We start from the raw sequence: 13,231 nt of genomic DNA, 5'->3' as shown, positions 1-13,231 counted from the left end.
AGTGAATGGTTTCGAAGATACTACTGACATGGGAACCTCTCCTTTCTGTTAATTGTGTTCTTCTCTTCAAATGTATGACACATTTCCTCAATGTGTCAACAAATTTATGAGGTGAATCAAAGTAATTCGTTTAGATTTTTTCGGTTCAGTCGATAATCGATGAGGCGAGACAAGACGACTTGAATCATGGCCGTGATCGGCACGCTCACGAACATCCCGATGAGGCCGAACAGGCTTCCTCCGATGATAATCGATGTGATGACCCAAAATGGTGTGATGCCGACACTATCTCCGAGAATCTTCGGTCCGAGCCACAATCCGTCAAACTGCTGTAACAAGAAGATGAACAAGAGTACCAAGACGGCGGTGAACGGATCATAAAAATAAGTGATGATAAACGCTGGGATCATCCCGAGTAGCGGTCCGACGTAGGGGATGAAGTTTAAGACGCCGACGATGACTCCGAGAAGTAGGGCATATGGGGCCCCGATGATCAAGAGTCCAATGACTGCTAGCACTCCAATGATCAGACAGTCGAGTGACTTTCCGATAATATATCGTTTGAAGATATAATCCATCTCTTGAAAAATGTCGATTGTCGTCTTTGCAGTGCCGACAGGTAAAAGCGCATAGAGAAGACGCTTGAACATACGAGCGAAGACTTCTTTGTCCTTTAACAAATAGATGGAGATGACAATCCCAATCAAGAAGTTAATCAATGTCATTGTAAAACTAGAGACATAACTAACGGAAGAGAGGACGGCCGTCTCGACCCATCCAGAGTAACGATCCTCGAAGCGCGCAAAATCAATCGCTTGGGCGATCGTCGCGTTATAGTCTTTCAAGTAATTGTTCACTTCACCTAAAAAAACGTCGATTTGACGGATATAAACCGGTAACTCATTGATGAGTGATGACAGACTCGAGTAAATCCGCGGGAACAACGTGACGACCGAAATCGCCAAGATGCCGATGAACGTGATATAGACGATGAGTAGTCCTTGATATCGCTTCAAGTGGAACCGTTCTTCAATATAAGAGAGTACGGTGTTGAGTAACAAGGCGATGGCGATCCCCATGATGATAGGGGTCAGTAACTGAAACGTGTATTGTAAGACACGTGAGATGGTATCCGGTTCACTGATGACCCGCCATAAGACGAGCAAGATCAGTCCGATTACACTCAGTTTCCAAATAAGTTGACGATTAAGCTCCAATGCTCTATCCCCTCATACAAATATAATTTTTCTACTCTTTTACTATGAATGTTTTTTGAAAAGGATTCAATAGATGTTCACCTTGAAAAAAAAGTTTGACACCGTTGGGAATGTCTGGTTAACTTAGGGACATACAAAAATTACATAACGAATGACACTTTCTATCAAGAGAAGCGGAGGGACTGGCCCGATGAAGCTTCAGCAACAGATTGCAAAATACTGTGCTAATTCCAGCAAGGTGACCTTGAGAGATGGAAAGGTGGTTGACTACATACGTCTGTATCGAGCACCCCTTTCCTCAGAAAGGGGTGTTTTTTCGTATTAGGAGGACCCATCATGGCAGACAGACGTTCCAAGTTATTAAAATCATTACCGACACAACACTTTGTCGGATTAGCAGAAGAAGTCGCGGCAGTCGAGGCGAGTGGCAAGACCGTCATCCGACTCGGACAAGGCACACCCGACTTACCGACACCAGCTCCGATCTGTGAGGCACTGGAACGAGCATTGACCGACCCGACGACCCATCAATACGGACCGTTCCGGGGACAGGCTCGACTAAAAGAAGCTGTGGCCGCATTCTATCAACGTGAATACGGAGTCGACCTCGACCCAGCAAAAGAAGTGGCGATTTTGATTGGCAGCAAATCGGGTCTCATAACGTTGCCTCAGTGTCTACTTGAGCCGGGTGAAGGCATCTTGCTCCCGAACCCTGGCTATCCCGATTATATCTCGGGAGCGCGTCTCGCCGGAGCGGACATCATCGATTTGACGTTGAAGGAAGAGCACGGCTATCTCCCGGATTACACCACGCTCGATCCGCTTCATGCACGACTCATGTATTTGAACTACCCGAGCAATCCGACCGGCGCTGTCGCGACGCCAGCCTTCTTTGAGGAGACGGTTAAATTCGCCACAAACCATGATCTGATGGTCGTACACGATTTCGCCTATGGAAGTATTGGCTTTGATGGGCATGTCCCGCCAAGTTTTCTCCAAGCAGACGGGGCAAAAGAAATCGGGATTGAGGTGTATACGATGTCGAAGGCGTTCAACATGTCGGGATGGCGTGTCGCGTTCGCAGTCGGAAATGCAGATATCATCGAGGCGATCAATACGTACCAAGATCATGTCCACGTCTCTGTGTTCTCTGCCATTCAAGAGGCAGCCATCGTGGCGTTAGAATCCCCGCGTGACATACGTGACGACCTAGCCTCGCTTTACGAAACAAGACGAAACCGATTGATTGATGGGTTACGCCGGGCAGGGTGGGAGATTGAGGCACCAAAAGGTTCTTTCTTCGTATGGGCGAGAGTGCCTGAAGGCGATGCAATATCATTTTCGACGAAGTTACTACATGAGGCGGGCGTCGCCGTCACACCGGGCTACTTTTTTGGAACGGAGGGGGAGCACCACATCCGCTTTGGTCTCGTCTCGTCTGAACAGAAGATTGATGAAGCGGTAGAACGGATTGAGAGACTGTTTGCAGCCTATGAGGAGGTCCATCAATGATTCGACAAGCGGTGCTGGAATACGACCATTCGAACGATGCGCTCGATCAACTTTACTCACTGATTGGGAATCGGGATGCACTCGTTTTGAAAGGATTTAACGGATACGGTGAAGCGATTCGCGTGTCTCCTCGTCTAGCAGAAATTCCGAGCGTACGATTCAAGGGGGAATGTTCAGACGAAGAAGTCGAACGACTAAAAGCGCATCGACCTGACGTCTGGATTGCCGTCGGTGGCGGTAAATTGATTGATACGGCGAAGCGGATTGCATTTACCCAGTCGGTCCCGCTCATCGTCGTTCCGACACTTGTGTCAAACTGTGCCGCCTTCACCCCGCTCAGCGTGATCTATGGAGAAGACGGTACATATTTACGATATGATACGTTCCCCGTCGTCATCGAGCGCGTCATCGTGGACACACGATTGTTACGCGACTCACCTTATGACTATTTCAGAGCCGGTGTGATTGATACGGTCGCGAAGTGGTTCGAAGCCCGATATATTAGCGGAACAACATCAAGGGACGCAGGGATTCAGTCGGGGCTTTCGCTTGCGGCACAGTGTGGAGCGTTGATGGATTTGTCCATTCGTGAAGATGACTTCCGCCGTTATGACACGGACATCCGATATATCGTTGATCATGTCCTCGCCATTGGAGGTGCCGTCGGTGGGTTCGGCGATGCCGGCACTCGTGTCGCCGTCGCCCATGCGGTGCATAATGCGCTCAGTCGTTTTGATTCGACGCATCACTGGTTGCACGGGGATAAAGTAGGCTTTGGGCTGATCGTTCAAGAACGATTGGCTTCATCCGAAGACGCCTCATTCCTCGAGAATTGGCTACACGCCATCGCCGCTCCAACGTCACTCGAACAACTTGGCATTCGCTTTGATCAAGTCGATGAATTGGTCGACTATGTCATCGAAGAAATGACGATTCAAGGCATTCACAAGGTTGAAGATGCTGAACGATTAAAAGAAATTTTAAGAAATCTTCAAGAAATAGTTTACAAATAATTCTTTTATCAGTAATATAATAACAAAATAATAGAACCGATTGCTTATCAAGAGTGGTGGAGGGACTGGCCCGATGAAACCCGGCAACCAGATCAGAAATGATCATGGTGCTAATTCCAACAGACGAAACGTCTGGGAGATGAGCGTGTCCGACTTTCACGTGTCGTGCCCGCCGCTCTTTATGAGTAGCGGGCTTTTCATTTGGAGGAGGAATCATTCATGAACATCAAACAAAAAACCATTTTGGCAGGTACATCTATCCTTGCGGCCATCGCACTCTCAGCATGCGGACAATCCGAGGCGAGCGAGACGCTAAGCACGAAAGAGCTGACGATCGGCGTCACTGGTGGACCACACGAACAGATCGCCGAGAAAGTACAGGAGCTCGCAAAAGAAGATGGGCTCGAAATCGATATCAAAGTATTTAACGATTACAACACGCCGAACACCGCTCTCGACGAAGGAAGTCTCGACGTGAACAGCTATCAGACGCTCTCGTTCCTCGAACTGCAAAAAGCGGACAAGGGATATAAGATTGACGACGTCTTCAAGACGGTCGCTTTCCCGATGGGGCTCTATTCAGAGAAGTTGACGGATATCAAGGACTTAAAGGAGGGCGATAAAGTAGCCGTCCCGAACGACCCGGCGAACGAGCTCCGTGCGCTACGATTATACGAAACGGCCGGACTCATCACGTTAAAAGAAGGATTGACGGATAAAGCGACGAAGCGCGACATTGCTGAGAATCCGCTCAACCTCGAATTTATTGAACTTGAAGCATCCCAACTGCCGACGCAACTCCCTGAAGTGGCACTCGCAGCCATCAACACGAACTTCGCGATGGGAGCGGGTCTATCCATTAATGAAGATGCCCTCTTCCATGAAGATACGGTCGATAACCCGTATCCGAACTATGTCGTCGTCCGTTCAGCCAATAAAGAAGATGAAGTCGTGAAGACGCTGAAGTCTTACTATCATTCAGATGAAGTACGTGCCTTCATCGAAGAAGAATTCAATGGTTCGGTCGTGCCGGCATTCTAAGGAGGGGTCTTATGATTGAACTGAAACAAATCACCAAGGAGTTCAAGGTCAACGGAGACACGATCACGGCACTTGATGATGTCTCCCTCACGATTGAGAGAGGGGAAATCTTCGGAATCATCGGACGAAGTGGTGCCGGTAAGAGTACGCTCATCCGGATGATCAATCTTTTGGAGCGCCCGACATCAGGTGTAGTCGAGATTGAGGGACAAGATATCACGCTCCTCAAAAAGAAAGGGTTGTCGACGTTACGCCAGCGAATCGGTATGATCTTTCAGCACTACAACCTGCTGAAGACTGCGACCGTCGAAGAGAATGTCGCCATCCCGCTTCGTCTCGAAGGTCTCGGGAAGCAGGTCATCCGTGAACGGGTCGACCGCTATCTCCAAATCGTCGGACTGAGCGAACATCGGAACCATTACCCTGAACAATTGTCAGGTGGACAGAAACAACGTGTCGCCATTGCGCGAGCGCTCGCCCACGAGCCTGATATTCTCCTCAGTGATGAGGCGACAAGTGCACTCGACCCTGAGACGACCGAGTCGATTTTAGAGTTACTGCTCGAAATCAATCGCGAGCTCGGATTGACGATTTTCTTGATCACACATGAGATGGAAGTCATCGAACGAATCTGTGACCGGGTCGCCGTCATCGATCGTGGCCAAATCGTTGAACAAGGACACGTACTAGACGTCTTCTCCAATCCGTCACACGAGACGACCCAGAAGTTTCTTAAGACAAACCTCGACGTGCCGGAAGAAGTCGTCTCGGAACTCCAGACTCGGGGAACGCTCGTCCACTTGTCGTTCATCGGCAGTCAGACAGAACAAGCAGTCCTGGCACAATTGACCAAGCGGTTCGGCATCCTACCGAACATCATCGGAGGCGGAATCAAGAAGTTAAAGGCAGGGCTTGTCGGAAACTTGCTCGTCCATCTTGACGGGGATCATGATCAAACGGAACTCGCCGTCCGTTATTTGAAGACGAGCGGCGTACATGTGAGGGAGGTGTCAAACCATGCAACAGTTTTGGACAGACTGGGGTGACTTAATCTGGACAGGAACGGTTCAAACGTTGACGATGACGAGTATCGCGCTTTTGATCTCGACCTTGATCGGATTGCCGCTCGGGACGTTGCTCGTTTTGACGAGACCGAATGGCAGACTCGCAAACCGATTCGTCTATGGTGGCTTATCGAGCGTCATCAACGTCATCCGTTCCATCCCGTTCATCATTCTGTTGTTCTTCATCTTACCGTTCACACGGTTCATCATGGGGACGACGATTGGCGTGCAGGGCGTATTGCTCCCCTTGATCGTCTTCACCGCTCCGTATATCGCTCGACTCATGGAGTCGGCACTACTCGAAGTCGACCGCGGGGTCATCGAGGCGTATGAGGCAATGGGAATCTCGACGAGAAAAATCATCTGGTACGTCCTCATTCGAGAAGCTCGGTCTTCCATCGTTCTCGGATTGACGATTGCGACGATCGGGTTGATTGGAGCGACGGCGATGGCGGGACTCGTCGGGGCAGGTGGACTGGGGGACATCGCCTATCAATACGGACACCTTCGTTTCGAACCGGAAGTCATGTACGTGACCATTTTCGTCCTCATCCTCCTCGTTCAGTCCATCCAATCCTTCGGGAATCGATTGGCGGCAAAATTGAAAAAGGCATAAAAAGAATCGTGTCGCGAAAGCGACACGATTTATGCGTTATGGAGCAGACGTTTCAGTTCAGCGATGCGGTCATGTCTCGGGATGAACGTCCGAATCTCTTTTTCACTGAAACCGACCTGGATGCGATGATGGTCGAAGACGATCGGACTTTTCAGGATTTGAGGATTCGAGGCGACGAAGCTATATAGCTCACGAATCGACATCTCATCTAGTTTCTCTGCCGCTTGTTTATAGACACTCTTTTGGACCGACAACAAGTCCGTCGTCCCATTTTCCGTCAGGCTCAACATCTCTTTGAATTCTCCGAAGGATAAACCTTGGTCTGTCAATTTCTTTTCGATGAAGGGAATTTTTTGTTCCCGTAACCAATCAATCGTTTTTCTGGAAGAACTGCAGCTCGTATGCGTGAATACCGTGACCGTCACGACAACCACTTCTCCTTTACATCAGTTTGGTTCTAACTATTATCTCCTTTTATACGTTCGAGTGCGTGATTATGTTTCAAATCACATACAGTTTCTTTTTGATTGAGCATGACTTCGTTCGGGTACAGATTTCATGAGTAACCAGATAAGGAGGAATGAAGATGTTTGATTATACCGTACAATCTGACCGTACCGTGGATGATGTTGTCATTCGTCTCGGAGAAGCATTGAAAGAAGAATCATTCGGGGTGCTCTGGGACTTTGATTTGAGTGAGACGCTCGAGAAAAAGGGAGAGGGGATTGATGGGAAGTATCGTATCTTAGAAGTATGCAATCCGAAGGCGGCAAAAGAAGTGCTGTCGCAACAATTAGAAGGAGGCTACTTCCTTCCATGCAAAATCGCGGTGTTCGAAAAAGAAGACCATACCCAAATTGGTATGCCGAGACCGACTGAATTAATTCGCCTCATCGATGACGAATCGTTACAAGCCGTCGCGTTAGACGTCGAGTCCCGATTGCAACGTGCCATCGACCAAAGTAAATGATTGTTCTACCATCCGCTCATGAAACGTGAGCGGATTTTTTTCGTATAGGATAGTTAGATAATGGTAAAATTGGATGATGAGATTATAGGAGGGGATATTTTGTACAAAAGAGGAATCATGATGTTACTGAGTGCTTCATTTTTAAGCGCTTGTGGGGCATCTAATATAGAAGTCATTCAACTAGATTACATAGAGGATCAATGGAACGTGGAAAGCTATTCAAAAGAAGGAGAGATGATTAAAGTTCATGAGTCAAAAGAAGTATTGGCTGCATGCGAAGGGGAGCGTGCAACCGAATTAAAGGGTGACATCACGGTATATCAAACGGCGATTGCAGGGAGAACCGAGCCTGTTTCAGCCATGACCCCATATACGATGAAAGTCGTGACGTACTTAGAAGGTGACGAACGGTATGCCGTATGTCGTGAAAGCTACACGAATCAACTGATGGCGGAAGCGATTGACTCGTTTCCAGACTTTGTGAATACAAGTGACGGAATTCGACTTCCACAACTCCCTCGTATTCATCAGACATCTTCCGCACTACAAGATAAGTTGGTGGAAGCAGAAGGACTGGACATCGACGGGAATTCCATCACCCCGTTCCCGCATACGTTACTGGAAATCGAACCGGCGCTCTACGGCGAACTTGAAATGAAACTCGGTGGCAAGGTGATCCGTTATCCGATTGCGCAGTTCGAGCCGCGAGGATTTGAGATGCCGAATCAACAGATTGCCATCGGATATGATAAAAAGACGTTTCGTCCATATATTCTTTACTCGTTTGACGGTCAATTTTTCATGCCTCAACCGATTGAGTTTGATGAGTTAGAGGACCCGGAGTCAAAAGAGAATACCGTCTTTTCCGAGTTAGAGATCAAAACTGTCGCGACAGCTCGTGAACTGAACGAAGAAGAGGAAACTCCGTTCTATACTTTCTCGTATCTGAAAAACGGGAAACATGTGACCGAAACGATGACGATTCGATTCGCTCCTGGCTTGTTTTTAAAAGAAGGAGAAGAACCAGATCCGATGTTTGAGGATTGGTTGCCTGTTGAAGAAGCCGGGCCAAGGGTCATCGTCCATCGCAAACCATACGATGGAGGGGCGATGGAATTCGCAGAGTATAGTGAGGCCACGAAAGAGGAAGCGAAAGAATTGTTCGACATCATCAATGAGGCAGACCCCGTCGATCGCCGCGGAGAAGATTCAGAATATCGATATTTGACTTTAACAGACGGTTGGAAGGGTCAAGTGTTCGAAATCAGCTATCAAAAACGTTCGAAAAAAATTGATATCTATTTAACGGACCCGCTCCGCGATCAAACATTTAAATTATCGAGCGAAGGAGCGGAATCGTTCTTAGACATATTTCCGCGCCTAAGGGAAACATTATGAAGCGAATCCTTATATTCATTTGCTGTATTGGTTTGATGACAGGTTGTGATGATGAACAGATGGATGTCGTAAAGCTAGATTACATATCGGAGCATTGGAATGTGAAAGATCTTCAATCAGGTCATATGGATGCCAAGTCGGTGATTTGGACTCCTGATTTACTGGATGCGTGTTCTGGTAAAGCAATTTCACGAATCGAAGAAGACGTCACCGTCTATCATTCGTATGAATTGAATCGAAAGTTCGATGATGCACATAAAAACGTGGTGTATATGGAAGGAAATCGACCATACGCCGTTTGCTATGACAGTGCTTCTGAACAAATCAGGGCAGAAGAGATAGATGAATTCCCTTACTTCGTTCATACGGAAGAAGGGACCGACATCTTGAGTACGCCAACGATTCGCACGGGTACACATGAAGAATTAAAAGAAATGGAACAGAAAGACGAAGGTCATTTCTATCCTATGCCCGTCTCTCTCCTAGAAGGGACGATGATTCATGTGACACCCTCATTATATGGTCAGATTGATTTATCGATTGGAGATCGACAAGGCTTATTCCCCCTTTCATATCTAGAACCGTTTAATGCCCAAACGAGAGAAGTGGCAATCGCGCTCGGGTATGACGAACAATCGAAAGAAGCATATTTTTATTATGAGAAAGAAGACGGATTGACGACCCTGCTTCCTTTAGTCGTATGGAATGAAAAAGAGCATAAACACGAGCCCGTTCAATTCGAAGGTCTACAAGTAGAACAGGTACTTCGGGAAGACATTCTTGAACCTGATGTCAAGACGCCTCTCTACACGTTCTCCTTCATTGAAGATGGGAAACGTGTGAATGAAGTGATCAGTTTAACTTATTTGAATGGTGAATTTTCGACACAAGATCCTGTTCAAAACGCGAGCGATTCAAATGGTCCATTCGTTTATGTTCATGAGAAGCCATTAAACGGCGCGCTCGACATTCAGTACCCAAACGTGCTAATGGCTGAAGAGAACGACATATCAGATCTGATGAATGCGATTGATGACGCAACACCTGTCAAACGTGCTGGAGATGTGACTGACTATTCGCGTCTCACGATCGTCGATGGTTGGGGTGGTCAAGAGTTTCAGTTAAGTTTCAAGGAACGATCTAAAAAAATCGATGTTTATCTGACGGACCCGCTCCGCGATCAAATATTCAAACTATCAAGCAAAGGAGCGGAACGGTTCTTGGATGTATTTCCGGAGGTGAAAGGGTCATGATGAAACGAATGCTATTGATGTTAAGCGCAGTCGGGATTTTATCGGGTTGTGGTAGTGAAGAAATGGATGTCGTGCAGCTAGACTATATGCCTGAGCAATGGAACGTGGGCGATTTGTATTCGAATCAGATGGATGCCGAGTCGGAGACGTGGGCGACGCACATCCTCGATGCATGCACAGGCGAGCCGATTACACAGATTGAAGGGGATGTGACGGTTTTCAATTCATATGCGCTGAATCGGAAAGTCATGATATCAGATTATGATCCGAACTCATATAAATTGGTGACTTTCTTGAAAGGAAAAGAAAACTACACCATTTGCTATGATGGAGACTATTCTAACATGAAATTAGGGAAGATTGATGAACTACCGGACTTCCTCGATTTATCAGCGGGTATCAAAGTCCCGAGCGTCCCGAAGATGAGAACGGGTACGAAAGAGGAAGAAGAAGTCGCAGAACAAAGTGACCCATCCGAGTACCTTGGGATGCCCATCAACCTGTTCGAAGACACGATGGTTCATTTGATCTCTCCTTTGAATGGTACGATTGCGTTAACAGTAGGTGAACGGGAAGGAATCTTTCCCATCTCAACCATTGAACCATATAATGCACAAATGGGAACCGCAAAGATTGCACTCGGATATAATGACAAATTGAAAGCCGCTCACTTTTACTTCGAAACTACGAACGGTACGACATCTATTCAACCTTTCCTTGTATGGGATGAGAAAGACGGCGCACATGTCCCCATCCAGTTCGAAGGATTACAAGTCGAACGGGTCCTCCAGACGGATACATTAGAGCCGGGGGTTGAGACACCTCTTTACATATTCTCATACATGAAAAATGGAAAGCGTGTGAAAGAAGAAGTCAGCTTGACGTACACGAAGGGCGAGTTTGCCACGAAAGATTCCATTAAAGAATCCACTGAAGCAGGACTCATTGCAAATCCTTCCGTTCCGCGAGGTCCGTTTTTCTTTCTCCATAAAAACCCGTTAGATGCGGAGGCCACATTGAATTATCCGGATACATTGCGTGCGGCTGGCATCGACATGTCTGATTTGATGAACGCATTTGAGGAGGCAGAACCGGTGGATCGAGCTGGAGAAGTGGGGGACTATCCCCTTCTCACCATCATAGATGGATGGAAAGGGCAAGAATTTCAATTAAGCTTTAAGAAACGGTCTAAAAAAGTAGATGTCTATGTGACGGATGAAACACGAAACCAAACGTTCAAACTGAGCAGTGCGGGAGCGGAAACGTTCTTCTCCTATTTCCCTGATTTAGATGAGTGAAAGGCGCCAATCGCGTCTTTTCATTTGGTAAATACTTCAAAACCAAGATATTGACCTTCTGTATAAAAAGAGAGTAATGGTATGTTTTAGGATACGTTACACTGAAACTCACGATTTAGTACGAACATCCTAGGAATAAGAAAGGTTGCTATCTATAATGAGTACTTTGAACCAAAAAGGAATTCAATCTGCAGACGTTTTTCAATCCATTGAAACGAATATGGCGATGATTCGATTCGATCGTCAACGCCGGGTCGTCGATGTGAACGATACGTTTGCGAAAGCAATGAAATATAGACGCGAGGAGATGATTGGCATGCAGCATCACTTGTTCTGCCCTTCTTCCTTTGTCAATAGTCCAGAGTATTCGGCATTTTGGGAGAAATTATGGAATGGTTTCAGTTTCTCGGATAAAGTGGAGCGTGAGAATGCAAAAGGGGAAACCATTTGGCTCGAGGCGACGTATATGCCGATTTTTGAAGGAGATGATGTCATCGGTGTCGTCAAGATCGCATCGGACATCACCGCACGGCAACAAGTGATTGAGGATTATGCGTATCGCTTTAAATCGATGACCGATGTGCTCGACGAACGGGCGAAGACAGGCATGCAAGACACGAAAGTATTGAATGAAACGATTGAAAAGCTTGCGAAAGATGCCGCGGACAACCTCCATGCCCTTCAGAACTTGCGTCGTCAAGCCGATGACATCGCGAAAATTGCCTCGTCGATCAAAGAGATTGCGGCACAAACGAATCTATTGTCCCTGAATGCTGCCATCGAAGCGGCACGAGCAGGTGAACACGGGCTTGGATTTAATGTGGTTGCGACAGAGGTCCGCAACCTCTCCCGTATGGTTGAACGTGCGGTCATCGACGTCAACTCGAACACGGAAGGGATGAACGTCGAGCTTCGGAAAATTGTAGAAGGTGTCACTGCGTCCAATCAAGAGATTCAGTTAAGTGCAAAAACGATGGAACAGACGATGGAGCGATTCCAAACGTTCGAGCAGGCAGCAGCCGAGTTACATGATACGGCCGACACATTTACATCCAACCTGTGAACCGATTGACCCTACACGGGGTCAGTCGGTTTTTTTGAGTCGTAACGTATGTCCATGTCGTTTCAACCAATCTTTTGCTGTAGCGGTATTCGGATAGATCGTTTGTAACGTGCTCCAAAAAGAAGGGGAGTGATCGAAGTGAACGAGATGTACCCATTCGTGAGCGATGACGTAGTCCATCATCTCTTTTGGCGCCAGCATGAGGCGAACATTAATGGAGATGGTTCCATTCGAACTACATGATCCCCAGCGTGTCTTTTGGTGACCGATACGAATCTTTTTCGCTTTAACGCCTAAGATCTTTTCATAAATTGGTGCCCGCTCGATCGCATAGTGTAAGGCACGTTCACGAAGCCAAATCTCATACTGTTTCCAGAGTGTAGCGTCGTCCCATGCTTCCGGAACCCAAAAAGACGTGCCGTCATGCCGAAGCGTCCGCCCGCTGTCTCTTCTGACCGGGTAATGCTCTCCGTGAAGCACAAGTCCGCGATCAAGAACGGACATCTGTTGAGGAAGATTCTGCAACGTCTCACGAATCCATGTGTCGTGCTCTTCTAGTGCGCGGTCGACGAGACGTTTTGGCAATCGTGCCGGGACTCGGAGTTCGATTCCTTCCGGTGTAACATAAAAGGCAGCTCTTTTTCTTCGTTTATTTCGAATGACGGTAACACGCATTGATGTGCCTCCTTTCTTATCTCGATCGAGTATAACGAAGTCGGCAAAAAACTGCCATGCTTTTTTTGGCACGTAGTCGAATCAACTTTGATACAGTAAGAGGAGGAGGGA

13 protein-coding genes and 2 riboswitches are annotated in these 13,231 nt (G+C 47.3%); of the genes, 10 read left to right on the top strand and 3 right to left on the bottom strand.

Features of this window, described 5'->3' with window-relative positions; genetic code table 11:
* Nucleotides 1–116: 116 nt before the first annotated feature.
* Complete coding sequence (locus OKS35_RS04150) at nt 117–1,217, bottom strand: AI-2E family transporter (RefSeq protein WP_012726349.1); 1,101 nt, start codon at nt 1,215–1,217, stop codon at nt 117–119.
* Nucleotides 1,218–1,375: 158 nt separating this feature from the next.
* A riboswitch (SAM riboswitch) is annotated at nt 1,376–1,475 on the top strand.
* A 78-nt stretch (nt 1,476–1,553) separates the two neighbouring features.
* On the opposite strand from OKS35_RS04150, the gene OKS35_RS04145 reads away from it, so the two are divergent.
* From OKS35_RS04145 to OKS35_RS04125, 5 genes are all read left to right on the top strand, one after another.
* On the top strand, nt 1,554–2,729 hold the full coding sequence (locus OKS35_RS04145) for an aminotransferase class I/II-fold pyridoxal phosphate-dependent enzyme (RefSeq protein ID WP_264092548.1): 1,176 nt from the start codon (nt 1,554–1,556) through the stop codon (nt 2,727–2,729).
* Nucleotides 2,726–3,742 carry an iron-containing alcohol dehydrogenase gene (locus tag OKS35_RS04140; protein ID WP_264092547.1) on the top strand — a complete coding sequence of 339 codons (1,017 nt, stop codon included), beginning with the start codon at nt 2,726–2,728 and terminating at the stop codon, nt 3,740–3,742. The genes OKS35_RS04145 and OKS35_RS04140 overlap by 4 nt, the downstream gene beginning before the upstream one ends.
* Before the next feature lie 41 nt (nt 3,743–3,783).
* A riboswitch (SAM riboswitch) is annotated at nt 3,784–3,888 on the top strand.
* Nucleotides 3,889–3,961: 73 nt separating this feature from the next.
* Nucleotides 3,962–4,783, top strand: coding sequence for a MetQ/NlpA family ABC transporter substrate-binding protein (locus OKS35_RS04135; RefSeq protein ID WP_214812613.1), 822 nt, complete (start codon nt 3,962–3,964; stop codon nt 4,781–4,783).
* A gap of 11 nt (nt 4,784–4,794) precedes the next feature.
* Nucleotides 4,795–5,829 (top strand): methionine ABC transporter ATP-binding protein, encoded by a 1,035-nt coding sequence (locus OKS35_RS04130; protein WP_012726345.1) that lies wholly within the window; start codon nt 4,795–4,797, stop codon nt 5,827–5,829.
* Complete coding sequence (locus OKS35_RS04125; protein ID WP_012726344.1) at nt 5,801–6,463, top strand: methionine ABC transporter permease; 663 nt, start codon at nt 5,801–5,803, stop codon at nt 6,461–6,463. The genes OKS35_RS04130 and OKS35_RS04125 overlap by 29 nt, the downstream gene beginning before the upstream one ends.
* Nucleotides 6,464–6,492: 29 nt before the next feature.
* On the opposite strand, the gene OKS35_RS04120 is transcribed toward OKS35_RS04125, so the two are convergent.
* Nucleotides 6,493–6,888, bottom strand: a complete 396-nt coding sequence (locus OKS35_RS04120; RefSeq protein ID WP_012726343.1) for a Spx/MgsR family RNA polymerase-binding regulatory protein — start codon at nt 6,886–6,888, stop codon at nt 6,493–6,495.
* A 161-nt stretch (nt 6,889–7,049) separates the two neighbouring features.
* On the opposite strand from OKS35_RS04120, the gene OKS35_RS04115 reads away from it, so the two are divergent.
* From OKS35_RS04115 to OKS35_RS15360, 5 genes are all read left to right on the top strand, one after another.
* A complete protein-coding gene (locus OKS35_RS04115) occupies nt 7,050–7,433 on the top strand; it encodes a DUF302 domain-containing protein (protein WP_214781180.1) in 384 nt (127 codons plus the stop codon).
* A gap of 99 nt (nt 7,434–7,532) precedes the next feature.
* A complete protein-coding gene (locus OKS35_RS04110) occupies nt 7,533–8,831 on the top strand; it encodes a hypothetical protein (RefSeq protein WP_264092546.1) in 1,299 nt (432 codons plus the stop codon).
* Nucleotides 8,828–10,084 (top strand): hypothetical protein, encoded by a 1,257-nt coding sequence (locus OKS35_RS04105; RefSeq protein ID WP_264092545.1) that lies wholly within the window; start codon nt 8,828–8,830, stop codon nt 10,082–10,084. Before OKS35_RS04110 ends, OKS35_RS04105 begins: the two co-directional genes overlap by 4 nt.
* Nucleotides 10,081–11,382: a hypothetical protein gene (locus OKS35_RS04100; protein WP_264092544.1), complete on the top strand. Its 1,302-nt coding sequence runs from the start codon at nt 10,081–10,083 to the stop codon at nt 11,380–11,382. The genes OKS35_RS04105 and OKS35_RS04100 overlap by 4 nt, the downstream gene beginning before the upstream one ends.
* A 157-nt stretch (nt 11,383–11,539) precedes the next feature.
* The gene (locus OKS35_RS15360) at nt 11,540–12,445 is read left to right on the top strand and encodes a methyl-accepting chemotaxis protein (protein ID WP_269317939.1); all 906 of its coding nucleotides are present in this window, start codon (nt 11,540–11,542) and stop codon (nt 12,443–12,445) included.
* Between the two features lie 21 nt (nt 12,446–12,466).
* Here OKS35_RS15360 and OKS35_RS04085 read toward each other — a convergent pair whose 3' ends face one another.
* Nucleotides 12,467–13,120: a M48 family metallopeptidase gene (locus OKS35_RS04085; RefSeq protein ID WP_074036996.1), complete on the bottom strand. Its 654-nt coding sequence runs from the start codon at nt 13,118–13,120 to the stop codon at nt 12,467–12,469.
* Nucleotides 13,121–13,231: the final 111 nt, after the last annotated feature.

This window comes from Exiguobacterium sp. N5 (genome assembly GCF_025842465.1).
In the GTDB taxonomy this organism is placed as follows: domain Bacteria; phylum Bacillota; class Bacilli; order Exiguobacteriales; family Exiguobacteriaceae; genus Exiguobacterium; species Exiguobacterium profundum.
This window is presented reverse-complemented; position numbering and strand designations above follow the sequence as displayed.